18 protein-coding genes are annotated in these 22,379 nt (G+C 75.0%); 8 read left to right on the forward strand and 10 right to left on the reverse strand.

Going from position 1 to position 22,379, the window contains the following annotated elements; translation table 11 throughout:
- Window positions 1-195 precede the first annotated feature (195 nt).
- The 7 genes from ACGF3A_RS25065 to ACGF3A_RS25095 all read right to left on the reverse strand — a co-directional run bounded on the left by ACGF3A_RS25065 (window position 196) and on the right by ACGF3A_RS25095 (window position 14,295).
- Window positions 196-3,003 (reverse strand): condensation domain-containing protein, encoded by a 2,808-nt coding sequence (locus ACGF3A_RS25065; RefSeq protein ID WP_393732516.1) that lies wholly within the window; start codon window positions 3,001-3,003, stop codon window positions 196-198.
- Window positions 3,000-4,979 carry an amino acid adenylation domain-containing protein gene (locus ACGF3A_RS25070; protein ID WP_393732517.1) on the reverse strand — a complete coding sequence of 660 codons (1,980 nt, stop codon included), beginning with the start codon at window positions 4,977-4,979 and terminating at the stop codon, window positions 3,000-3,002. Before ACGF3A_RS25070 ends, ACGF3A_RS25065 begins: the two co-directional genes overlap by 4 nt.
- Entirely contained in the window at window positions 4,976-6,853 is a 1,878-nt protein-coding gene (locus ACGF3A_RS25075; protein WP_393732518.1) for an amino acid adenylation domain-containing protein, read from the reverse strand. The genes ACGF3A_RS25070 and ACGF3A_RS25075 overlap by 4 nt, the downstream gene beginning before the upstream one ends.
- Window positions 6,854-7,081: 228 nt before the next feature.
- Entirely contained in the window at window positions 7,082-8,239 is a 1,158-nt protein-coding gene (locus tag ACGF3A_RS25080) for an acyl-CoA dehydrogenase family protein (RefSeq protein WP_393732519.1), read from the reverse strand.
- Window positions 8,236-11,415 (reverse strand): amino acid adenylation domain-containing protein, encoded by a 3,180-nt coding sequence (locus ACGF3A_RS25085; RefSeq protein WP_393732520.1) that lies wholly within the window; start codon window positions 11,413-11,415, stop codon window positions 8,236-8,238. Before ACGF3A_RS25085 ends, ACGF3A_RS25080 begins: the two co-directional genes overlap by 4 nt.
- 68 nt (window positions 11,416-11,483) lie before the next feature.
- On the reverse strand, window positions 11,484-12,860 hold the full coding sequence (locus tag ACGF3A_RS25090) for a non-ribosomal peptide synthetase (protein ID WP_393732521.1): 1,377 nt from the start codon (window positions 12,858-12,860) through the stop codon (window positions 11,484-11,486).
- Window positions 12,861-12,984: 124 nt separating this feature from the next.
- The gene (locus ACGF3A_RS25095) at window positions 12,985-14,295 is read right to left on the reverse strand and encodes an MFS transporter (protein WP_393732522.1); all 1,311 of its coding nucleotides are present in this window, start codon (window positions 14,293-14,295) and stop codon (window positions 12,985-12,987) included.
- A 360-nt stretch (window positions 14,296-14,655) separates the two neighbouring features.
- Here ACGF3A_RS25095 and ACGF3A_RS25100 point away from each other — a divergent pair, with 360 nt between their 5' ends.
- From ACGF3A_RS25100 to galE, 8 genes are all read left to right on the forward strand, one after another.
- Window positions 14,656-15,639, forward strand: a complete 984-nt coding sequence (locus ACGF3A_RS25100; RefSeq protein WP_393732523.1) for an acetylxylan esterase — start codon at window positions 14,656-14,658, stop codon at window positions 15,637-15,639.
- Window positions 15,640-15,940: 301 nt separating this feature from the next.
- Window positions 15,941-16,528, forward strand: coding sequence for a hypothetical protein (locus tag ACGF3A_RS25105; RefSeq protein WP_393732524.1), 588 nt, complete (start codon window positions 15,941-15,943; stop codon window positions 16,526-16,528).
- A complete protein-coding gene (locus tag ACGF3A_RS25110; RefSeq protein WP_393732525.1) occupies window positions 16,480-16,860 on the forward strand; it encodes a hypothetical protein in 381 nt (126 codons plus the stop codon). Before ACGF3A_RS25105 ends, ACGF3A_RS25110 begins: the two co-directional genes overlap by 49 nt.
- 44 nt (window positions 16,861-16,904) lie before the next feature.
- The gene (locus ACGF3A_RS25115; protein ID WP_393732526.1) at window positions 16,905-16,994 is read left to right on the forward strand and encodes a putative leader peptide; all 90 of its coding nucleotides are present in this window, start codon (window positions 16,905-16,907) and stop codon (window positions 16,992-16,994) included.
- An 81-nt stretch (window positions 16,995-17,075) separates the two neighbouring features.
- Window positions 17,076-17,585, forward strand: coding sequence for a cysteine dioxygenase (locus tag ACGF3A_RS25120; RefSeq protein WP_393732527.1), 510 nt, complete (start codon window positions 17,076-17,078; stop codon window positions 17,583-17,585).
- Window positions 17,586-17,587: 2 nt separating this feature from the next.
- Window positions 17,588-17,971 (forward strand): rhodanese-like domain-containing protein, encoded by a 384-nt coding sequence (locus ACGF3A_RS25125; protein WP_393732528.1) that lies wholly within the window; start codon window positions 17,588-17,590, stop codon window positions 17,969-17,971.
- 31 nt (window positions 17,972-18,002) lie between these two features.
- Window positions 18,003-19,193, forward strand: coding sequence for a hypothetical protein (locus ACGF3A_RS25130; RefSeq protein WP_393732529.1), 1,191 nt, complete (start codon window positions 18,003-18,005; stop codon window positions 19,191-19,193).
- 96 nt (window positions 19,194-19,289) lie between these two features.
- On the forward strand, window positions 19,290-20,294 hold the full coding sequence (gene galE, locus ACGF3A_RS25135; RefSeq protein WP_393732530.1) for a UDP-glucose 4-epimerase GalE: 1,005 nt from the start codon (window positions 19,290-19,292) through the stop codon (window positions 20,292-20,294).
- Window positions 20,295-20,315: 21 nt separating this feature from the next.
- Here the strand turns inward: galE and ACGF3A_RS25140 are convergent, their stop codons facing one another.
- The 3 genes from ACGF3A_RS25140 to ACGF3A_RS25150 form a co-directional block, all read right to left on the reverse strand.
- Window positions 20,316-20,537 (reverse strand): hypothetical protein, encoded by a 222-nt coding sequence (locus tag ACGF3A_RS25140; RefSeq protein WP_393732531.1) that lies wholly within the window; start codon window positions 20,535-20,537, stop codon window positions 20,316-20,318.
- 10 nt (window positions 20,538-20,547) lie between these two features.
- Window positions 20,548-21,360, reverse strand: coding sequence for an SAM-dependent methyltransferase (locus ACGF3A_RS25145; protein WP_393732532.1), 813 nt, complete (start codon window positions 21,358-21,360; stop codon window positions 20,548-20,550).
- A gap of 92 nt (window positions 21,361-21,452) precedes the next feature.
- Window positions 21,453-22,316, reverse strand: coding sequence for an alpha/beta hydrolase (locus tag ACGF3A_RS25150; protein WP_393732533.1), 864 nt, complete (start codon window positions 22,314-22,316; stop codon window positions 21,453-21,455).
- Window positions 22,317-22,379: the final 63 nt, after the last annotated feature.

Here is a 22,379-nt window from a genome sequence, read left to right on the forward strand (position 1 = left end):
CGTACGCGACGGCCGGGCGCGCAGTTCCCCGCGCCCCTGGAACAAGCGTGCCCGGCGCAGCCGACCCGGGGCCCAATGGGGCTGCAACCGGGCTGCCCCCGGCCGCACGTCGCAGAGCGCGCGTAAGCGACGGCCGGGCGCGCAGTTCCCCGCGCCCCTGGAACAAGCATGACCGGCGCAGTCCGCTCGGGGGCTTTACTCGGCGGAGAGCATCTCCGTGAGTGCCGAGCGCCAGTCCTCGCCCGGGCGTTCGGCCAGCTCCTCCGCGAGCTCGGGCTCCGGCGTGAAGCGGTGGCGGTGGCGCGGATCCGGCTCGCCGTCCAGGGGCGTGACGCTCACGCCCGCACCGTCGCCGGCGAGCCGTCCCAGCTCGGTCACGAAATCGGCCCACCCCACATGGCCCCCGACCGCGTCCAGCACACCACCGGTCGGCCGCTCCACGCAGCGCGCCACCGCGCGCGCGAGCGCCGCCGCGTGCACCCATGGCGCGCCGTACCAGCCCGCCTCGGGGCCGGGCAGCGCGACGCTGCCGCCGTTCCTGACCGCCTGGTAGAACTCGCCGGTCGCGCCCCAGCGCAGCTGGTCGCGGAAGCGGTCGTGGCCGCCCCACACGATCGGCGCGCGCAGCGCGCTCGCGCCCTCCCGGCGGTCCGCCTCCAGCAGCATCCGCTCGCAGTCGCGCTTGGCGCGGCCGTACGCGCTGAGCGTCTCCGCCTCGCCGTGCGCGTCCGTACTGCTGACGAAGACGAACGGGCCCCGGCGCCAGCCGTCCAGCAGCGCGCGCATCGCGGCGCGGTCCGCCTCGTGGTCGGTGAAGGTGCACGCCGCGTGGACGATCGCGTCGGCGCCCTCGGCGGCGCGGCGCAGCCCGTCCAGGTCACGCAGGTTCCCCTCGACGACCTCGGTACCCGGCTCCGCCAGGTGCGCCGACTCGGGCCGCGCCAGGGCCCGTACGGCGAATCCGCGTGCCGCCAGCTCGCGCACGACGAAGGCGCCGACGCCGCCCGTCGCCCCGGTGACGAGGACCGTGCGCGTGCCCTGCGCGGCGCTCGACGCCCTCGCCGTCGTCGCCGACGCGCGGGCGCGGGCCCGCTCGTCGAGCAGCGCGACGAGGGCGCGCGGCGTGCGGTGCTCCATCACGTCGAGCCCGGTCAGCGGCAGCCGCAGCCGCTCGCGGAGCCGTTCGGCGAGCTGGACCGCGAGCAGCGAGTGCCCGCCGAGCAGGAAGAAGTCGGCGTCCGGGCCCGGTTCGTCGCCCAGCAGTTCCCCGAACGCGGCCAGTACGGTGCGTGCGCGCGGTCCCGTGAACGGGGCGCGCGTGCCCGCCGCCGGGGAGTCGAGGCCCGGCTCCAGGCCCGGCAGTTGCGCGGTGTCCGCCTCGCCGCCGCCCGTACGGGGCAGCGCGTCGACCAGCGTCACGCGCTCGGGGACGAGCCGGGGCTCCAGGCGCGCGCGCAGGGCGGCGCGCAGCGCCGTCGGTGAGGCGCCTCGCCCGGGCCCCCGGGGGTCGGGCACGACGAACGCGAGGGGCGGCTGTCCTTCGCGCTCCACGAGCACCGCGTCCGCGACCTCGGGGCGCTCCCGCAGCAGCGCGAGGGCGGGGTGCGCGGAGTGCCCGGGCTCCGCTCCGGGCCGCTCCAGCACGAGCCGTCCGGTACCGGCCGCCGCGCGCAGCGCGTCATCGAAGGCGTCGAGCAGCCGCCGTGCCGTCCCGTCGTCCAGCCGCGCGGCGTCGTACTGCACCAGGCAGCGGGCGCCGCCCGGGACGTCCTCGACGCAGAGCGACAGGCCGAACTTGGCCGTGCCCAGGTCGACTTCGACCGGCTCACCGCGCGTGCCCGGCAGGCTGAGCGCGGCAGGCTCCGGCAGCAGGTCGGCGGTGACGCTGAGCAGCGGGTTGCCCTTGCTGTCGCGCGCGCCGCCGCCCAGCCGTTCCACGATCATGTCGAACGGCACGTCGCGGTGGCCCAGCGCCTCCAGCAGCGCGTCCCGCACCAGGCCGACCAGCGCGTCGAGGTCCTCCGCGCCGCCCGTGTGGACGCGCAGCGGGAGGGTGTTGACGCAGAGCCCGACCAGGTCGCGGGTGCGCGTGCCGTCGCGGTGGTCGGCGGCGCAGCCGATGACCAGGTCCTCGTGCCCCGTGGTGCGCAGCAGCGCGGCGTACGCGGCGGCCAGTACGACGGCGAACGGCGTGGTCCGGTGCCGTACGCCCGTCGCGCGCAGCCCGTCGAGCGCCCCCTCGGGCAGGGGCCTGCGCAACACCCGTACGCCCTCGGCGGGCCCGCCGTTCGACGGGGGCGGCAGCGGCACGGGGCGGGCCCCCGCCAGCCGGGTCAGCCAGTGTTCGAGGCCCGCCTCCAGCTCGGGGACGCGGGACTGCTCGCGGCGCGCGAAGTCCGCGTACCGCGGGACGTCGACGGGCAGTTCGGGCGTACGCCCCGCGAGCTCGGCGCCGTACAGCTCGGCCAGCTCCCGGCCCAGCACGCCCAGCGAGGTCCCGTCCACCGCGATGTGATGGAACGTCAGCAGCACGGTGTGGTCCTCGGGCCCGTGCCGTACGACCAGGGCGCGCGGCAGCGGGCCCGCCGCCAGGTCGAAGGGGCGCGCGGCCTCCTCGCGCAGCGTCCGCGTGGCGGGCCAGGGCTCCTCCACCAGGCGCGGCGCGAGCGGCGGCCCGGCGTCCACGGTGCGCTGACGGGGCTCCCCCTCGTGCTCCTCGTACCGGGTGCGCAGCACCTCGTGACGGCGGGTCAGCGCGGCGAACGCGCGGCCCAGCGCGGCCACGTCCAGCGGGCCGCGCAGCCGGGTGGCGAACGGCACGTGGTAGGCGGTGCCGTCCTCGCCGAGCCGGTCCATCAGCCACATCCGGCGCTGCGCGTACGAGAGCGGCGCGGAGCCGCCATCCCCGGGGCCGGGCGCCCCCGGCTCGCCCTTCTCGGCGCGGCGGCGCCGGGCGCGGCGGAGCAGCTCCTCCTCGCGGGAGGCGTCCTGTGCGGTCGTCATCGTCCCGCCCCCTCGGGCACGGACAGCGAGCCGTGGCCGTCCGTCCCCTCCGTCTCGGCGGCGAGGGCCCGCTGCAGCAGCGTGGCCTGGTCCGCGACGGTCGGCGCCGCGAAGAAGTCGGCCAGGGACAGCTCCACGTCCAGGTCCTCCCGCAGGTCCTCCACCACCGCGAGGGCGAGCAGGGAGTGCCCGCCCAGCGCGATGAAGTCGGCCCCGGGCGTGGTCACCGGCTCGCCCAGCGCCCGGGCCCACGCCTCGGCGACGACCTCCTGGAGCGGCGAGAGCGCGCCGGGGCCCGGCGCGGGCCGCTCGGGGACCGCCGAGGCGGCGTCGGAGGCGACCGGCTGCTCGGCGAGCGCCCTGCGGTCGACCTTGCCGGTGCCGGTGAGCGGCAGCGCGTCCACCGTGAACCAGGTGTTCGGCACCATGTGCGGCGGCAGTTCGGCCCCGAGGTGCTCGCGCAGCTCGTCGGGGAACGGCGTGACGGTGCCGTCCTCGGGCACCACGAACGCGGACAGCCGCGCGTCGTCGGGCGTGGGACGGCGTACGACCACGGCGGCGTCGGCGACCCTCGGGTGCCGCCGCAGCGCGTGCTCGATCTCGCCGGGCTCGATGCGGTAGCCCCGGACCTTCACCTGGTCGTCGGCCCTGCCGTGGAAACGCAGCACGCCGTCGGGCCCCCGGGAGGCGAGGTCACCGGTGCGGTAGAGCCGCCCCGCCTCCCCCTTGTCGACGAAGCGCTCGGCGGTGAGCTCCGGCTGGCCGAGGTAGCCGACGGCCACGCGGGGCCCGCCGACCCACAGCTCACCGGTCTCCCCGTCCGGCACGGGCGCCCCGTCCTCGTCGAGGAGCAGCGCCTCGGCGCCCGCGATCGGACGGCCGATGGGCACGGGCCCGTCGCAGTCGGCGTCCGTGACGCGGTGCGCCGTGGCGAAGGTGGTGGTCTCGGTCGGCCCGTAGCCGTTGACCAGCTCCAGCCACGGGTGCGCGCGCAGCACCGTGCGCGCGTGCCGCGCCGACATCGCCTCGCCGCCGACGACGACCGTACGCAGCAGCCCGAACAGCGACGAGCGGCGGTCGGCGAGCTGGTGGAAGAGGGCGGTGGTGAGGAAGGCGACGGTGGCGCCGAGGCGTTCGGCGTCCCGCGCGAGGCCGTCCATCGAGAGCCGGTCGGCGGTGGAGACGGCGACGGCCGCACCGTTCGCCAACGCGACCCACGCCTCGAACGGCGAGGCGTCGAAGGCGAGCGGCGAGTGGAACAGCACCCGGTCCCTCGACGTCACCGTGAGAAACGCGGGATCGGAGACGAGCCCCGCGATCCCCCGCTGAGTCAACCCGACGGCCTTGGGCTTCCCCGTCGACCCGGAGGTGTACATCACGTACGCAAGCGCGTCCGGCCTGTCGGCCGCGGTAGCCGTCGGGGAGGTTGCGAACGCCCCGTCGGCCGCGGCCGCCGCGGGCGACCCGGTCGTCGCAGGCATCGCGGACGCCCCGGGCCCCGAGAACGTTCCGGCCGTCGTGGGCGGCTCCGGTGGCCGGTCCGCCGACGGCAGCGCGTGCGGTTCCCAGCCCTCCGGGAGGACGAACGCCTCCTCGTCCGGGATGCCCAGCTCCTCCAGCGGGCCCTTCTCGCCGAGCGTCAAGGCGGCACCGGCGCCTGCCAGCATGGCGCGCAGGCGGGTCGCCGGGAAGCCCGGGTCGAGGGGTACGTAGTGGCCGCCCGCCCACCAGACGGCGAGCTGCGCGACGACCGTACGGGCCGCGTGCGGCAGCAGCAGCCCCACGGCGCTGCCCTCGCGCACGCCGCGTTCCCGCAGCCCCTCCGCGAGGACGCGCGCCGAGGCGGCCAGCTGGCCGTAGGTGAGCGCGGTGTCGCCGTCGAGCACGGCCAGCGCGGCGGGCGTACGGCGCGCGTGCGCGGCGACGCGGGCGGGCAGCCCCGGCGGGGGCGTCGTGTCCTGGTTCCTAGTGGTCATGAGTGTCCTCCCTGCTGGGACTGCTTCTTCTCGACCAGCGCGGCCAGTGCCCGCAGGTCGGGCTGGCGCAGCACCTCGGGCGCGCGCAGCCGGACCCCGCAGCGCTCCTCCAGCACGGCGAGCAGCCGCGCGGCGAGCAGCGAGGTGCCGCCGGATTCCATGAAGTTGTCGTCGGGGGTGAGCGCCGGGGCCTCCAGCAGCTCGCGGCAGACGGTGAGGACGAGACCGGCGGGGCCGTCCCCCGCCCCGGCGGCCGGGGTACGGTCCGCCTCCTCCGCCGCGAGCAGCGCCGCGCGGTCGACCTTGCCGTTGGCGTCGAGCGGGAAGGCGTCGACGAAGCGGACCACGGCCGGGACGGCCTGTTCGGGCAGCCACTCGCGGACGCCGCGCAGCAGCTCGGTGACCTCGACCTGTGCCTCGGCTTCCACGAAGGCGACGAGCGCCTTGCCCGCCGCCGACTCGCGCGCGGCCACGGTCGTACGGCGTACGCGCGGGTCGCGCTCGAACGCGGCCTCGACCTCGGCGAGTTCGACCCGTACGCCGCTGATCTTGACCTGGTTGTCGAGCCGTCCCAGGAACTCCAGGACGCCGTCCGCGCGCATCCGCACCCGGTCACCTGTCCGGTAGACGCGGTCGGTCCCGGTCACGCCGGGCGGCGGGGCGACGAAGCGGCGGGCCGTCAGCTCGGCGTCGGCGTACCCGAGCGCGAGGAGGTCGCCGCCGACGCGGAGTTCGCCGGGCTCGCCCCGGGGGACGGCGCGGCCCTCGTCGTCGGTCACGCAGACCAGCGCGCCGCCGACGGGCGAGCCGATCGGGGGCGGCTCGGTGGTGTCGGCGTCGCCGTCCGCGTCGAGGGCGTGGACGGTGGTCATGACGGTGGCCTCGGCGGGCCCGTACGCGTTGTGCACCCGCGCCGTCACGTCGCCGCCCGGCCAGGTGCGCAGCCGGTCGCCGCCGACCGTCAGATGGCGCAGCGCGGGGAGTTCGGGCCAGGGCCGGCCCAGGACCAGTTCGGCCAGGGGCGTCGGCAGCACGGCGGAGGTGACCCCGGCCTTGCGCCACCAGCCGGTGAGCGCCTCGGGGTCCCAGCGGACCTCCTCCGGCGGGACGCTGAGCGCCGCGCCGGTGGTCAGCGCCGTCCACAGCTCCTTGACGTGCGGGTCGAAGGCGACGCCGACGAGCAGACTGTGCCGCTCGCCGGGCCCCGCGCCGACGTACGCGCCGTACCAGGCGGTCAGCGCGGCCAGCGACGCGCCGCCGACGGCGACGGCCTTCGGCTCCCCCGTCGAGCCGGAGGTCAGCACCACGTAGTGCGTACCCTCCGGTACGGAGGCCATGTTCCCGCTCGTACGGCCGCCGAGCGCGGCGACCGTACGCGGCGCGGCGTTGGCCCCGCCCTCCGGCAGCGGCAGCGGAAGGTGTTCGCGCCCGTCGTCGCCGGGCAGCAGCGCGGGGTCGCCGACGAGGCAGCGCACGCCGAGCCGTTCGGTGACGACGGCGAGCCTGCGCGCGCCGGGGCGCGGCCCGAGCGGCAGGTACACGGCGCCGAGCCGGGCGACGGCGACGGCCGTGGCCACGAGCGCGGCCGAACGGTCGAGGCAGACGGCCACGACGTCTCCGGCCCCGACGTGCGGCCGCAACGCCTCGGCCACGCGGGACGCGTGCGTGTCGATCTCGGCGTAGGTCCAGGTGAGTTCGCCGTCCTCGACAGCCGGGGCCTCAGGGGAGGCTCTGACCCACCGTGCGTATCTGTCCAGGACGCCGCCGTCCTGGGCCCCGGGGTGCGGGGCGGCGTGCACGACGCTCGGCGTCGCGCTTCCGGGCACGGATGCGGATGCGGGTGTCTCTGCGTGCGGTACAGCGGAGTCGTTCATGTCTCCTCGGTGGTTCACGTCGTATGGAGGGCGCGGCGCGTGGCGCGCGCACGAGCCCGAAGTACGGAGGGCGCGGCGCTCGTGCGCACCTCGACGCGCACGAGCGCGGATGCCACGCACCTGACGGGTGCGGCACACCTCGCGGGGTGCCACTCCTTGCGGGTGCCGTGCCTCGCGGGGCCGGTTCGGTACCGCGCGGAACGGCACGGCACCGCGCGGAGCGGAGCGTCAGCCCAGGCCCATGGAGCGGGCGATGATGACTTTCTGGATCTCGGACGTGCCCTCGATGACCGTCATCATCCGGACGTACCGGTAGAGGAATTCGAGGGGATGGCCCCGGACCCAGCCGGTCGCGCCGTGGACGCGCAGGGAGCGGTCCACGACGCGGACCGCCGTCTCGGACGAGGTCAGCTTCGCGAGGGCCGCGTTCTCCGGGGACTCGGTCCCGGCGTCGACCAGCCGCGCGCAGGCCAGCGTCAGGAGCTTCGCGGCCTCGATCTCCGCGCGGGAGCTGACGAGGTGCTCCTGGACGTGCTGGTAGGCGCCGATGCGCTCGCCGAAGGCGCGGCGTTCGCGGGCGTACTCGACGCCCTGCGCGAGGGCGTACTCGGCGATGCCGTCGCACATCGCGGCGACGACGAGCCGTCCCCGGGAGAGGTTGTCCATGCCGTTGCCGAGCGCGTTGCCGACACCCGCCTCGCCGCCGATGACGGCGTCGGCCGGGACGCGGGCCTCGTCGAGGAGGACCTCGAAGACGGGCTCGCCGGACATGCCGTCGTAGCGCTGCCCCAGGCGCAGGCCGGGGTTGGCCGCCTCGACGACGAAGGCCGTGGGCTGGCCGTCCACCGCCGCGATGACGAGCGTGAAGTCGGCCTTGTCGGCGCCGCTGACGAACGTCTTGCGGCCCCGCAGCACCCACTCGCCCGTCCCGGCGTCGCGCGTCGCGGTCGTCGTGAGGCTGAACGCGTCGGAACCGGCCTGGGGTTCGGTGAGCGCCAGGCAGCGCGAGGCCTCGCCCCGTACGAGCGGCAGCAGGTACCGCTTGATCTGCTCGGGCGTGCCGGTGCGCAGCAGCGGGCTGGGCCCGTCGGACCCGGCGAGCGCGTACGGCGCGAGGGGGCAGCCGCTGCGGCCCGCCGCGTGGTGCAGCAGGACGACGGCGGTGAACGGCATCCCGGAGCCGCCCAGCTCCTCGGGGTAGTCGCCCGCGTAGAAGCCGAGTTCCGCGGAGCGGGAGCGGGCGTACGCGCGCATGTCGTCGGGCGGCAGCTCGCCGCTCTCGGGGATCTCGGCGGCGAGCGGGACGAGTTCCCTGCGGACGAACGACTCGAAGGAGTCGATGAGTTCGCGGTGCTCGTTCTCCAGAACGGAGGAGGGGGTGCTCATGCCTGCGCTCCTTCCAGCGCCGCGGCCTGCTCGGCCAGTACCGGGTTCTGGAACAGCAGCCGCAGCGGCGGCCGGTGGCCCGTGCGCTCCTCCAGCCAGGCGGCGAGCTGCGCGGCAAGCAGCGAGTGGCCGCCCGCCTGGAAGAAGTGCGAGTCCGGGGTGAAGTCGCCGTGGCCGAGCACCTCGCGCCAGCCCTCGGCGAGCAGCGCGAGCGCCGGGTCGGCGTCCCGCAGCCAGTCCGCGTCGCCGCCGGGGGTCCGGTCGGCGGACTCCTCGAAGCCCTCGGGGAGTTCGGCGGCCGTACGGGCGAGCGCGGCGCGGTCCGGTTTGCCGCCGCGCAGGGTCGGCATCTCCTTGAGCGCGACCCAGCGGGCGGGGACGAGCGGCGCGGGGAGGCGCCCGGAGAGCGCCTGGTGCAGCGCGAGCTGGTCCGGCTCCTCGTCGGACTCCAGGAAGCCGGTGAGCCGGGGCCCGCCCTCGGCGCCGGGCTCGTGCACGACGGCGCACAGGGTCCCGGCGACGGTCGCGGCGGCGGCCTCGATCTCCTCCAGTTCGATGCGGTAGCCGCGCAGTTTGACCTGGTTGTCGCGGCGGCCGAGGAAGCAGACGCGGCCCGCGGTGTCGCGGTAGCCGAGGTCGCCGGTGAGGTAGGCGCGGGCGCCGCCCAGCGCGTCGACGGTCACGAAGCGGGCCGCCGTGGCCTCCGGGTTGCCCAGGTAGCCGTCGGCGAGGGCGGTGCCGGTGACGGCGAGTTCGCCGACGGCCCCGGCGGGCAGCGGGCGCAGCCCGGCGTCGAGGACGTGCATACGGGTACCCGGCAGTTCGGTGCCGAGCGGCACCTCGGCGCCGCCGTCCAGCTCGTCGGCGTTGACCTCCTGGACGGTGCTGGTGACGGTGGCCTCGGTGAGCCCGTAGGCGTTGAGCACGGTCGTGCCCGCCTCGGCGCAGGCGTCCAGGACGGGGCGCAGCGAGGAGACGGGGAGCCGTTCGCCGCCGAGGACGAGCAGGCGGGGCTTCCAGCGCCCGTCGCGCAGCGCCTCGCCCAGCTCGTCGCGCACGGCGAGGAGATAGCTCGTGGGCAGGTTGGCGACGGTGATCCGGCGGGCCGCGAGGACGGCCGTCAGCTCCGCGCCCGTGGGCACCTCGCGCTGCGGCGCGACGAGGCAGGCCCCGGCGTGCAGCGAGGGCAGCACCTCCTCCAGCGCCACGTCGAACGAGGGCTGCGCGAAGAGGAGTACGCGGTCCTGCCCGTCCTCCGGTCCGGCCAGCGCGTACCGTTCGGCGATCCCCCGCACGTAGCGGGCGAGCGCCTCGCGGCCGACGACGACGGGCTTGGGCAGCCCGGTGGAGCCGGACGTGTGGATCACGTACGCGGCACCCGCCAGCTCCGGCACCGGGTCCCCCGCCACCCGGGGGAAGGCGCCCCCGTCCAGCAGCGCCAGCGGCAGCCCCTCGGCGGGCAGCGCGAGGGCGCTCTCGCGGGTGGCGAGCACCAGCGCGGGGCCGAGGCGGCCGAGCAGGGCCTCCAGGCGCTTGCGCGGGTCGTTGGGCGAGAGCGGGCAGTGCGCGGCGCCGACGCGCAGGCAGGCCAGGAGCGCGACGACGGAGTCCTCGCCGCGCGGCAGTACGGCCGCGACGGGCTGCCCCGGGCCGACGCCCGCGGCGCGCAGCCGCCCGGCCAGCTCCTCGACGCGCTGGTCGAGCTGCCCGTAGGTGAGCGTGCGGGGCCCGCTGACGAACGCGGGCGCGGCGGCGTCGTGCCGGGCGAGGGGGTCGAGGGCGTCGAACGGCGCGGGCCCGGCGGCCTCCGGCTCCGTCGCGGTGTCCGGCTCCGTCGCGGTGTCCGTGTCCCCCGGCGCGAGGGACGCGAGCGGGGCGGTGGGCGTGTCGAGGTAGGCGCGCAGCAGGTCGAGGAAGCGGGCGGCGAGGAGCCGCGCCGTGTCCTCGGCGAACAGGTCGCGGTCGTAGTCCCAGACGAACGTCATCCCGGCGGCGCCGCCACGCGGGCCGATGACGCGGCGGTCGTCGGGGATGAGGACCAAGTCGAGGTCGAAGCGGGTGGTGCCGGTGTTGAAGCCCTCGAAGAGGGAGACCTCCAGGCCCGGCACGTCGATCTCGGGCAGCCGCGCGTCGTGGGCGCTGAACATCACGCTGAACAGCGGGTTGTCGGCGCCGCTGGTGTGCAGGCCGAGCGCGCGCGTCAGCTCCTGCACGGGCACGTCCTGGTGCGGCAGGGAGCGGAAGAGGGAGTCGGTCACCTCGTCCACGGCCTCGACGGCCTCGCTCTCCGCCTCCAGGCCGAGCCGGAGCGGGATGGTGTTGACGAACATCCCGACGGTGTCCTCGTACCCCTCGGGCCGGTTGCCGACGGCGGTGCCGACGACGAGGTCGGCGCGCCCGCTGTGGCGGCGCAGCAGCTCGGTGAAGAGGGTGAGCAGCGTGGAGAACGGGGTGTGCCCGCTCCGCTTGCCGTGCGCGCGGAGCTTCTCCGCGAGGTCGGCGCCGATGGCCTGGCGGAGCTGGCCGCCCGCGTGCCGCCTGCGCACGCCGGGGCGCGCGAGGCCGGGCAGCGGGACGTCGAACGCGGCGTCGCCCAGCTCCCGTTCCCAGTACGCGAGGCTGGCCGCGCGGCGCTCCGGGTCGTGGGCGGCGCGCGCGTGCTCCTCGTACGAGGGCGCCTCGGGCAGTTCCAGGGTCTCGTCGAGCACACGGGCGCGGTAGGCGGCGAAGACGTCGTGCAGCAGGATCGCGAACGACCGTCCGTCGTGCACGAGATGGTGCTCGACGTGGACGAGCCGGTGGTGCCGCTCCCCGAGCCGTACGAGGCACCAGCGCAGCAGCGGCGCCTCGAAGGTGTCCAGGGGCGCCTCGGCCTCGGCGCGCAGCACGTCGTCGAACGCGCCCTCCGGGTCGGCCTCCCCTGTCAGGTCCAGGGCGCGGATCCGGGGCGGGCAGTCCTCCCGTACGCGCTGCGCGGGCACCTGGCCCTCGCGGGCGACGAGTTCGAGGCGCAGGCCCGGGTGGCGGTCCAGCGCGAAGCCCAGCGCGTGGCGCAGCGCGTCCTCGTCCAGCGTCCCCCACAGGTCGACGGTCGCGGTGAAGTTGTACGCACGGCTGCCGGGCAGCATCTGTTCGTGCAGCCAGACGATCTCCTGCGACGGAGACAGTCCGAACATGGTTCCTCCCGTAGTGCGGTGGTGCGCTTCGGTGCGCGGTGTCACGGGTCGTGCCGGGGCCGTGCGGCTCACCCGGCGTGCGGTCTCAGGTGCGCGTGCAGCGCGGTGATCAGCAGGTCGAAGGCGGCCTCGGCGCGCGCGTCCGGCAGGGCTCCCCTGTCCCATGCCATACGGACGAGCAGATCGGTCCCGTAGGAGACGGCGACGGTGAACGGCGCCTGGAGCGGGCGCCCGTCGATGTGGATCTCGCGGCCCTCCGCCTCGCCGAGCCGCAGCGGCGGCCGGCGGTGCAGGTCCTCGAAGGTCAGCAGCCCGTCGAGGCTGCCGGTCCAGGGCACTCCGGCGGCGCGCGCGGCCCGTACGACCTCGTCGTACGGCGCGTCCGCGTGGTCGAGGTCGTCCCACCAGGTGGTGGCGGCCTCGTCGGCGGCGGCCGGTGAGGCGTCGCGGCGCGGGACGGCGGGGTGGACGACGGTGTTGAGGAAGCAGCCCAGCACGGGCGCGGCCTTCGCGGGCCGCCCGCCCCACGGGTAGCCGAGGAGCGGTACGTGCTCCTCGCCGCCGTCCCCGGCACCGGCGCCGCCGGTCAGGGCGCGGGCCGCGGTGCCGCAGGCGTCGAGGAGCGCGGGGAACGCGACGGCGCGGGCGTGCCCGGCGGGCAGCGCCAGCCGCGCCCGTACGGCCCCCGCGGGGCGCACGGTGTCCGGCACGAACGCGGCACGCCCCGTCGCGTGCCCCAGGTCGAGACGGCGCGTCCAGTACGCCAGGGCCTCGGGCGCCGACGCGCGCCGCTCGGCCTCCAGCTGGAGGGCGACCGCCTCGGCGTAGGCGGCGGCGTCGGCCTCGGCGCGCGCGGCGGGCACGTCCTGGGGGCCGAGCCGGTGCCGGTAGGCGTCGGCGAGGTCGGCGGAGAGCTGGCCGAGCGACTGCTCGTCGCAGACGGCGTGGTCGAGCGCGAGCGCGAGGATCTCCATCGGGCCCTCGCCGTCCGTCCCGCCGTCCGTCTCGGCGGCCCCCGCGTCGGTGAGCAGCAGCCGCAGCGGCGGCCCGTCCCCCGGCCACGCGGCGAGCGCGCGCCGCAGCGCGTCGGCGGCCCCCTCCCCGGGACGCGCCGCCACCCGGCTCACATACGCCTCCGGCGCCGTCAGCCGCTGCACGGGCACTCCCCGCACGACCTGCGCCCGCGTCCGCAACGCCGGGTGGGCGGCGGCCAGATGCCCCGCCGCCTCGCGCAGCCGCTCCGGATCCACGGAGCCGCGCGGGAACGCGAAGAACAGCGGTACGAGGTCGGGGCGGCGCCCCGCGTCCAGATACCGCGCGACGACGAACCGCCGCTGCGCGCCGGTCACGGGCAGCAGCCCGTCCGGCTCCCCCGCGGCCTCCGCGGCCCTCCGGTATCGGTCGAGGTACTGCGCGGTGATGGAGTCATCGGTCCTGGTGTGCACGTCGGCCTTTCTCTCGCGCCGTCCCATGGCGCGGGGTGGGCGCGGCACCGTGGGGGGCGCCGCGTCGTAAGACAGGAGTCGTAGAACAGGAGTCGTCAGACAGGAGTCGTAGGAGAGGGAGGAGTCAGCGGTCGCCCGCGACGTCACGGGCGTACTCGTCCCCGGAGTCCGCGTCGAGGGCACCGTCCATCGCGTCCCGCAGGGACTTGCGGCGGAGCGGGAGGAGCGGCAGCGGCACCAGGAGGAAACCGGCCGCGCAGAGCCAGAGGGCGGTACGAGGGCCCGCCGCCGAGGCGAGGGCACCGCCCGCCAGGGCACCGAGCGGCATGCTGCCCCAGACCATGAAGCGGAGCGTGGCGTTCATGCGGCCGAGCAGGGCCTCAGGGCAGACGGCCTGGCGGTAGCTGACCTGGGCGACGTTGTAGACGACGGCCCCGAAGTAGACCGCGCCGGAGGCGACCGCGAACCAGACGGCGCCGAAGCCCTTGCCGGAGAGCGGCCAGAGCACGGCGAACGGCCCCGTGACCACGGGCGCGAGCCAGATGAGCCGGATCTGTCCGCACCAGCGGGCGAGCCGCCCGGCGCAGGCCGCGCCGAGCAGACCGCCGACGGCGGAGGCGGAGAGCGTCAGCCCGACGCCGCCCGCGGGCAGGTCGAGGACGCGGACCAGGAAGACGGTCTGGACGGCGGTCTGCAGCGCGGCGAAGAAGTTGGCGATGCCCGTCGTGGCCGCGATCAGCCGCAGCACGGGGTGCCGGAGCACGAACGCCAGCCCCTCCTTGACCTGCGCCCCGAGCGAGACCCCCGGTTCGGGGACGGGTGCCTCCTCCCGTACGCGGATACGGCGCAGGAAGAACGCCGAGACGAGATAGCTGAGGGCGTCGACGAGCAGCGCGAGCGGCGCGCCGAGCGCCTGGACGAGTCCGCCGCCGAGCCCGGGCCCCGCGACCTGCGCGGCCGAACGGGCGCTCTCCAGCGCCCCGTTGCCCGCGACGAGCCGCGAACGGGGCAGCAGCCAGGGCAGGTAGCTCTGGTAGGCGACGTCGAAGAAGACCGTGCCGAAGCCGGTGACGAGCGCGACCGCGTAGAGCTGCGCCATGGTGAGCGCGTCGCAGACGGCGGCCACCGGCACGCTGCCCATCGCGACGGCGCGCACGAGGTCGGCGCGGAGCAGGACGGGCAGCTTGCGTGCACGGTCCACCCACGCCCCGGCGGGCAGCCCGATGAGCAGGAACGCGACCGTCTCGACCGCGGTGAGCAGGCCCACCTCGAAGGCGGAGGCGTCGAGTTGAAGGGTGGCGATGAGAGGCAGGGCCACGAGCGTGACGTGGGTGCCGAAGTGACTGACGGCCGCCGCGTGGAAGAGCTGCCGGAAGTCGTACTGAGCGAGGATCCCGCCGCTGGGAGGCGGGCCGGGTCTGTGGGGCGTTGTCACGAGGGCCCCCAACGTGGGCCCGTCGCATGACTCGCCTGCCCTAGGGGCCTTAAGGGCGATATTTCGCCATTACATAACCGTGGGCTGTGGTTCACCGTGCAGTTCTCCCCCCATAACCCAGGACAGACAGTATCGACGGTTGTCCGATATTCGGTCCCCGGTGTCCGCCTGGACTCTCCAAACACTCCTAGGATTGGGGCCAGTTGCGCAACTTCTGCCGCTGTGATTTATGCAACGTCCTTGTGTAATTAGTAAAAACCTTAATCACACCTGTCGCGTACATGCCCTGCGGCCCTGACCCAGAATGTGCTTCAGCACGACGCTCCGCCCCGCCCTGACCCGCGTGAAAGGCACGTCTGCATGAAGCACTTCGATCTGCCGCTCGACGAGCTCCGCGCCTACCGCCCCGCGATAGCCGTGCCGGACGACTTCGACGCGTTCTGGGAGAAGACCCTCGCCGCGACCCGCGAGCACGACCCCGCCGTCTCCTTCGAGCCGTACGAGACGCCGCTGACGGGGATCCGCACCTGGGACGTGACGTTCGCCGGGTACGACGGCCACCCCGTCAAGGGCTGGTTCACCGCGCCCGCGGCCGCGACGGGCCCGCTCCCCCTCGTCGTCCAGTACCACGGCTACGGCGGCGGACGCGGCCTCCCGCACTCCTGGGGCCTGTGGCCGCTGGCCGGGTACGCGCACTTCGTGATGGACGTACGGGGCCAGGGCAGCGGCGGCGAACTGGGCCACACCCCGGACCCCGTCGGCTCCGGCCCCTCCTCCCCCGGGTTCATGACCCGCGGCATCGAGGACCCGGCGACGTACTTCTACCGGCGCGTCCACGCCGACGCCGTGCGCGGCCTGGAGGCGGCCCGCACGCATGAACTCGCCGACGCCTCGCGCACCGTCGTCGTCGGCGGCAGCCAGGGCGGCGGCATCTCCCTCGCGGTGGGAGCGCTCGTCCCCGACCTCGCCGCGACCTGCGTCGACGTCCCGTTCCTCTGCCACTTCGAGCGCGCGATGTCCCTCGCGCACACGGGCCCGTACCCCGAGCTGGTCGCGTATCTGCGGATGCACAGGGGCGCCGAGGAGAACGTGCTGCGCACCCTCTCCCACTTCGACGGCGCCACCTTCGCCGCCCGCGCCACGGCCCCCGCGCTCTTCTCCGTCGCACTGATGGACACCTCGTGCCCGCCCTCGACGGTCTTCGCCGCGTACAACGCCTACGCGGGCGAGAAGCGGATCGAGGTCTTCCCCTACAACGGCCACGAGGGCGGCGGGGTCCAGCACGAGGAGACCGCGCTGCGCTGGGTACGCGAGGTACTGGCCGGACCCGGCCGGAACGCCTAGCCGTGCCCGGCAGATCATGGTTGCCTTCGCGTGAGGGCTGGGCAGGGGCTGCCCCGTGCTGTGCATTGCAGACTGCGGGTGGTGGGTGGTTGTTCGCGCAGTTCCCCGCGCCCCTGGAAGTACGGGGCGCTCCCCGGAGCGCCCCGTCAGGGGCGCGGGGAACTGCGCGACAAGCCACGACGACGGCCGCAGTCTGCGACACAGCAGGCGGGGCAACCCCTGCCCAGCAGCCACAGCGCACGGCACAGGACAACCAAGATCCGCCGGACACGGCCAGAACGACTAGGCGGGGCAGGAAGAGATGACCTTGCGTACTGATCTCGACGCGCTGCTGGCGGAGGCGGGCCTCATCGACGTGGACGTCGACGAGGCGCTGGAGGACGAGCACGTCCGTACGTCCGCGTACCTCCGCGTCGTCCAGGTGGCCGCCGCCTCGCACGGCCGTGACCAGGACCGCGCGCTCGTCGCCACGATCCTGCGCGACCCCTACGAGAACGGGTCCAGGACGGCCGTGGTCGCCCTCGTGGACGCGATCGCGCGGAAGATGACCGGTCCCGCCGAGTTCCGGGAGTGGGCGGACGGACTGCTGCCGGAGATCGAGCGGTTCGAAGGGGAAGGGCACCGCGAGTTCATCCGCCGCCGCGTCGACGACTGGCTCTTCCGGCTGTCCGTCGAGGACGGCCACGTGCCGACCGCGGCCGAACTGGCGCCGGTCACGAACTGGATGCAGCGCCTCCTCGCCGAGCACTCGACGTCGGCGCCGCTACTCGCCCTGCTCGCCGGTTCGGGCCGCACCAGAAAGATCCGGAACATCGCGAAGAACCGGGCTAGGGTCACGCCATGTGCCTGTACGCCTTCGTCCACTACAAGACGCATTACGTCTGCGTGACGTGCCGCGTCAGCTTCAAGCGGCACAACACCCCCGGGCGGCCCCAGCCCTGCGCCCGGTGCGGTGAAGCGCTGCGGTGGGCGGGGCGCGACTTCGCCGCGCCGCCCCGGCGGGACGCGCGGGCATGGTCCGTGGTCGCCGCGGTGCTCGACGAGGGGCTGCGGTACGAGGGCCGGTCGGCCTGCGGCTGTTCCCGCGAGCCCCGCTACCGCCCCCGCACCCGCGCGGCCCTGCGCGCGCGACGGGGCGCGGCGGAGCGTACGGGCCTGCCGCTGGCGGAGACCCTGACCTGGCCGGACCCCTCGGGCCCCGCGCCGCGTCTCGACGGGTGAGAGGTCGATTGCGCGGGCGGGCGTTCCCTGTCAATCTTGCTCCCATGCCCACCGGCCAGCGCTTCTTCGTACGGCACCACGTGGACCTCGTCCGCGTGGCCAGCGCGCTGTGTCACCGCGGCCGTCGCTCCTGACGGTCGCGCCCGGTGTCAGCCGCGGGCGCGGCTCCCTGTGATCAGTGATCCCGCCCGCCGTACGACACCGAACGAGGTTCCATGCCCACACGGCTCAGCGCCGTCGCGCCCGCGACCGCGCCCGCACTCACCCCTGCCCAGCTCACCCCCGCCCGGCTCGCCCGCATCGCCGACTCCTTCGCGGCACGCCCCGAGCTGTGGCGCCCTCAGGTCCGCTTCGTCGCGGAGGAACGCTGGCACGCCCGGCTCGCACAGACCCCGGAGCACGAGGTCTGGCTGCTGACCTGGCTGCCGGGCCAGGGCACCGAGGTCCACGACCACGGGGGCGCCTCGGGCGCGTTCAGCGTGGTCGAGGGCGTACTGACCGAGCGGTCCTTCCGCAGGCAGCCGCCCGTCGCCCGCGCCCGGGAGCTGCGCGAGGGCGGCACCCGCTCCTTCGGGCCCCGGTACATCCACGAGGTGGCCAACCGGGGCACCGCGCCCGCCGTCAGCGTGCACGCCTACTCCCCCGTGCTCGCCGCCATGTCGTACTACCGCGAGACGGCCGACGGCCGCATCGCGCTCGACCGCACCGACCCGGTGGAGGACTGACCATGGGCATCGACTCCCATCTCGCCCAGGTGCGCGGCACGCTGCGCCGCGTGGAGCCGCACGAGGCCGCCGCGGAGGCGGCCGGAGGCGCGTATCTGGTGGACACCAGGCCGGAGTTCCAGCGCCGCGCCTCGGGCACGATCCCGGACGCACTCCTCATCGAGCGCAACCACCTGGAGTGGCGCTGCGACCCCTCCAGCGAGGGCGCGCTGCCCGAGGCGGCGGACAGGGACGTGCGCTGGATCGTCCTCTGCGACGAGGGCTACGCGTCCTCGCTGGCCGCCGCCTCCCTCCGTACGCTCGGGCTGAACGCCACCGACCTCGTCGGCGGCTTCCAGGCATGGCGCGCGGCGGGCCTCCCGGTGACTCCCCCGACGCCCCCGTAGAGCGACCGGCGGGGTGCGCGAGAATCGCCGGATGGTGATGACGCGGCAGTGGTACGCATCGGCCCCCGTCGTGGACGGGGGCCCGTTGCTGGAGGAGCCCGGGTTCTGGGCGGCGTACCTCGCCGACCTGGCCGGGGAGTTCCCGCCCGGCGCCTTCGGCGCGGACCCCGCCGACGCGGGGGACGCGCTGGAGCGGCTGGACGACCCCGCCGCCTGGCCGGTGTTCACGGTGCCGCTCGACGGCGGCGGCGCGATCCTCGCGCACCGCAACAACGGCGAGGCGCACAGCACCACCGACCACGTCCTCACCCGCCCCGGCCGCGACGAGTGGCTGGTCCTCGCCAGCGACGACCAGGACCGCATCGGACCGGGCCTGTGCTGGCCCGAACTGGACGCACTGCGCCACCCGCCGGAGTCCGCCACGACGGGCGCCCTCGACCCCCACGACCGGCTGCTGCTCCTGCTCCCGCTGCTCGGCGACACGGCCGCGCCCGCCTCGCGGGAAGCGGTCGCGGCGGTCGCCACGGCCCTGACCGCACGCGGCGCCCCGGAGGAGAGCGGCGAACCCCTCGCCCGGCAGCTCCTCGGCGGCCACCCGACGTGGGGCGCGGCGCGTTGGACGTACGACGCGGACGCCGCGAGCTGGCTCTGCGAGGGCCCGCACAGCCCCCGCACGGAACCGCTGGGCACCTTCCTGAGCTGGCGCCGCCACCTCGTCCAGCACGACTACGGGATGGGCGCGCTGCTCTGGTGGATGTGGGCGCCCTCCGCGCGGGAGATCGTCGAGACGTACGCGGAGGTCGAGGTCGTCCCGCTCGCCGAAGACCGCCCCGGTCTGGACGGCCCGAACGGCCTGGAGGAGCTCGACATCGACACCCCGGCCCCCGGCTCTCCCCTCTCCGACTTCCGCGACCGCCGCAGCGCCCAGCGCGGCCACCCCGCCTTCGGCGCCCTCGCGGGCCGGGACCGCGTATGGCTCCGCTGGCGCGAGGAGGACGCCGGGGCCGACGACCCGACGTACCTCCTGGAACTCGGCCCGGACGGCCGCTGGCTCCGCCAGGTCGAGCAGCCCCCCGAGGGCCCGCACGTCCGCTCCTCGTCCGACGACTGGCCGATCAACCCCCCGCTCGACCTCTACGACCCGGACCTGGTGGAGATCGAGATCCCCTCCGCCGCCTTCGAGGAGGCATGGCGAAGGGCCCGCCCGGAGGAGACCCCCTGAGGAGACCCCCTGAGGGGACGGCAGATGTCCGCCGGGATGTGGCAGGCTGGCGACGACCGCCAACAGGGGCTGTGACGTGGCCGGGAAGGTGACTTCGTGGGGAAGGTCCTGATCGCCGGAGGAGCCGGTTACATCGGCAGTACGGTCGCCTCGGCCTGTCTGGACGCGGGCATCACGCCTGTGCTCCTCGACAGTCTGGTGCGGGGCCGCCGCGAGTTCACCCGGGGACGGGTCTTCTACGAGGGCGACATCGCGGACGGGGCGCTGGTCGACCGGGTCTTCGCGGAGCACCCGGACATCTCCGCGGTGGTGCACTGCGCGGCGCTGATCGTGGTGCCCGAGTCCGTCGCGGACCCGATCGGCTACTACGAGGCCAACGTCGCGAAGAGCCTGGCCTTCGTCGGCCATCTGCACCGCAACGGCTGCGACCGGATCATCTTCAGCAGCTCGGCAGCCGTCTACCGGGCCGAGGACGGCTCGCCCGTCGACGAGAGCTCGCCGCTGGCGCCGCAGAGCCCGTACGCGCGGACGAAGGCCGTGTGCGAGGAGATGTTCGCCGACATCGCCGTGGCGGGGCCGCGCGTGCTGTCCCTGCGGTACTTCAACCCGGTCGGGGCCGACCCGGAGCTGCGGACCGGGCTCCAGCTCAAGCGGCCCAGTCATGCGCTGGGGGTGCTCATCCAGGCGCACGAGGAAGGCCGTCCCTTCCCGGTGACGGGGATGGACTACCCGACGCGCGACGGTACGGGCATCCGGGACTACGTCCACGTCTGGGACCTCGCGGCGGCCCACATCGCGGCGATCGAGCGCTTCGACTCGGTCCTCACGGGGCGGCCGGAGTCGAAGCGTTCGCTCGCGGTCAATCTCGGCACCGGCTCGGGGACCACGGTCCGGGAGCTGTGCGCCGCGTTCAACGAGGTCGTCAGCACGCCCCTGGAGACCGTCGACACCGGCCGGCGGCCCGGCGACGTCGCCGGGGGCTACACGAAGAGCGACCGGGCGGCCGAGCTGCTGGGGTGGACGCCGAAACTGTCCCTGGCGGACGGCATCCGGTCGGCGCTGGACTGGCTGCCGGTACGCGACGAGCTGCTGAAGGACTGAACTCCGGCCCCACCACCGCCGTCAGTTCCACGGTTCCCGGTGGGGGTCCTCCCCCAGCATCGTCGCCGCGACCGCGCAGAGGTCCTCGCCGTAGATCTGGTTGCTGCCGTACGCGGAGCCCCACAGATCGGACGCGGCCCGGGCCACGGCGCGCCAGGTGAAGTCCTCGTCCACCCGCCACCCGCGAATCCGCTGGGCCATCTCCAGCGTGATCGTCGCCGGATCCACGGTGTTGTGCGCCATGCGGCCGACCCTAGCCCTTGCGGGCGACGGCGCCGTACATCGCGATGTCGCGGTCGTCCACGGTCTCGTCGTCCGGGTCCGGGTGCCAGCGGTGCACCTGGACGACGCCGGGTTCGACGAGGTCGAGGCCGTCGAAGAACGCGGCGGCCTCCGTGCGCGTGCGCAGCGTCATCGGCATGCCGGCGCGTGCGTACTGCTCGGACACGCGTCCCACGCCCTCGGGGTCGAAGTCGGCGGTGCCGATGGTGGCGGCGAGACAGCTTCCGGCGGGGAGAGGGTCGAGCAGGCGCTGCACGAGGCCGTGGTCGTCGTCGGACGGCTGGATGAAGTGCAGCATGCCGATGACCATGAGCGCGACGGGCTCGTCCAGGCTCAGCGTCTCGCGGAAGGCGCGCGAGCCGAGGATCGCGTCGGGGTCGCGCATGTCCCCGTCGACGTACGTGGTGCGGCCCTCGGGGGTGCTGCCGAGGAGGGCCTCGGCGTAGGTGAGGACGATGGGGTCGTTGTCGACGTAGACGACGCGGGAGGTGGGCTCGGCCTCCTGGACGACCTGGTGGAGGTTGGGGCTGGTGGGGAGGCCGGTGCCGATGTCGAGGAACTGGCGGATGCCCTTCTCGCGGGCCAGGAAGCGCGCGGCACGGTGCATGAACCCCCTGTTCGCACGCATGTGGACCGGCAGCGCGGGCCACACCTCGACCATGGCGTCCCCGGCAGCTCTGTCGACCTCGTAGTGGCTCTTGCCGCGCAGGATGTAGTCGTAGACGCGCGCGGAGTGCGCTTCGCCGGTGTTGATCTCCTCCGGGGAGTAGCCCGATTCCCTCATCTGTGCACCAACCGTTCCGTGGATCTTGTACCAACACCCTACGGCCGCAGGTCACTTACGGTGCAGGGGGCCCGCCGGGCGGCGCAGACGCGTCACACGCGTGGGACCAGGGCCTCCGCGAGCGCGCCGGGACGTGCGGCGAACGGGCTGTGGCTGCCCGGGAGCGTCCGTACGGTGAACGGCTCGCCCGGCACGGCCCGGTCGGCCTCCGCGATCATCAGGTCCTGCGCGGCCGGTGCCAGCGCGCGGTCGTCGGCGCAGCGGACGAAGGTGCGGGGAATCCGCCCCCACCGTTCAGGGGTCACCGTGACCGGCGTCGCCGGGATCGCGAGCGGCAGGTCGGGGCTGAGCGCGGTGCGCCAGCGGTCGAAGCGGTCGCGGGGCGTGTCGTGGTAGTGGGTGCTCCACAGCTCCTCGACGTAACCGGGGTCCGGCGACAGCGGGTTGATCCGCACGGCGCCCAGCGCCTCCGGGTCGCCGAGCGGGAGGCCCTTGCCCTGGGCCTCGGCGTTCTCGGGGGCGCCGAGGTAGTCGGCGAAGCGGGGACGTCCGGCGGGGACGAACGCGGAGAGGTAGACGATCCGGTCGACGAGTCCGGGCGCCCGTTCGGCCGCGAGCGAGGCGGGGCCGCCGCCCGCGCTGTGCGCGACGAGCACGACCGCGCGGGCGTGGGCCCGTACCCGCTGCAGCGTGTCGAGTACCGCCTCCGCGCAGTCGTCCATCGCCACGTCGGCGAGCGGGGACTTCTCCGTCGCCAGGCCGGGCTGGTCGGGGAGGAGATATCCGCCGGGCAGCGGGGCGTCGAAGCCGTGGCCCGGCAGGTCCACGGCGACGCTCGCGGCGCCGAGCGCGGCGAGCGCGCGCTGCGTCGGCGCCCACTGCGCGGAGCTGTGCCAGGCGCCGTGCACGAGGACGAAGAGGGGGCTCGGGCCGTTCGGAAGGGCGGGATCGTTCATGCCCGCATCCCACACGACCGCGCCCGCGTCATCCAATCGAAGATCTGACAAGCTGGCCCGCGA

The sequence above is a fragment of the Streptomyces sp. NPDC048172 genome, from assembly GCF_043202595.1.
GTDB lineage: Bacteria > Actinomycetota > Actinomycetes > Streptomycetales > Streptomycetaceae > Streptomyces.

Excerpts from the sequence above, each read along its gene's own strand:
- ACGF3A_RS25105 (WP_393732524.1), top strand. The coding sequence starts at position 15,941 with ATGACCTTGCGTACTGATCTCGACGCGCTGCTGGCGGAGGCGGGCCTC.
- ACGF3A_RS25100 (WP_393732523.1), top strand. The coding sequence starts at position 14,656 with ATGAAGCACTTCGATCTGCCGCTCGACGAGCTCCGCGCCTACCGCCCC.
- ACGF3A_RS25145 (WP_393732532.1), bottom strand. The coding sequence starts at position 21,360 with ATGAGGGAATCGGGCTACTCCCCGGAGGAGATCAACACCGGCGAAGCG.
- ACGF3A_RS25140 (WP_393732531.1), bottom strand. The coding sequence starts at position 20,537 with ATGGCGCACAACACCGTGGATCCGGCGACGATCACGCTGGAGATGGCC.
- ACGF3A_RS25065 (WP_393732516.1), bottom strand. The coding sequence starts at position 3,003 with ATGACGACCGCACAGGACGCCTCCCGCGAGGAGGAGCTGCTCCGCCGC.
- ACGF3A_RS25080 (WP_393732519.1), bottom strand. The coding sequence starts at position 8,239 with ATGAGCACCCCCTCCTCCGTTCTGGAGAACGAGCACCGCGAACTCATC.
- ACGF3A_RS25070 (WP_393732517.1), bottom strand. The coding sequence starts at position 4,979 with ATGACCACTAGGAACCAGGACACGACGCCCCCGCCGGGGCTGCCCGCC.
- ACGF3A_RS25130 (WP_393732529.1), top strand. The coding sequence starts at position 18,003 with ATGGTGATGACGCGGCAGTGGTACGCATCGGCCCCCGTCGTGGACGGG.
- ACGF3A_RS25115 (WP_393732526.1), top strand. The coding sequence starts at position 16,905 with ATGCCCACCGGCCAGCGCTTCTTCGTACGGCACCACGTGGACCTCGTC.
- ACGF3A_RS25085 (WP_393732520.1), bottom strand. The coding sequence starts at position 11,415 with ATGTTCGGACTGTCTCCGTCGCAGGAGATCGTCTGGCTGCACGAACAG.
- ACGF3A_RS25125 (WP_393732528.1), top strand. The coding sequence starts at position 17,588 with ATGGGCATCGACTCCCATCTCGCCCAGGTGCGCGGCACGCTGCGCCGC.
- ACGF3A_RS25110 (WP_393732525.1), top strand. The coding sequence starts at position 16,480 with ATGTGCCTGTACGCCTTCGTCCACTACAAGACGCATTACGTCTGCGTG.
- ACGF3A_RS25120 (WP_393732527.1), top strand. The coding sequence starts at position 17,076 with ATGCCCACACGGCTCAGCGCCGTCGCGCCCGCGACCGCGCCCGCACTC.
- ACGF3A_RS25075 (WP_393732518.1), bottom strand. The coding sequence starts at position 6,853 with ATGAACGACTCCGCTGTACCGCACGCAGAGACACCCGCATCCGCATCC.
- ACGF3A_RS25150 (WP_393732533.1), bottom strand. The coding sequence starts at position 22,316 with ATGAACGATCCCGCCCTTCCGAACGGCCCGAGCCCCCTCTTCGTCCTC.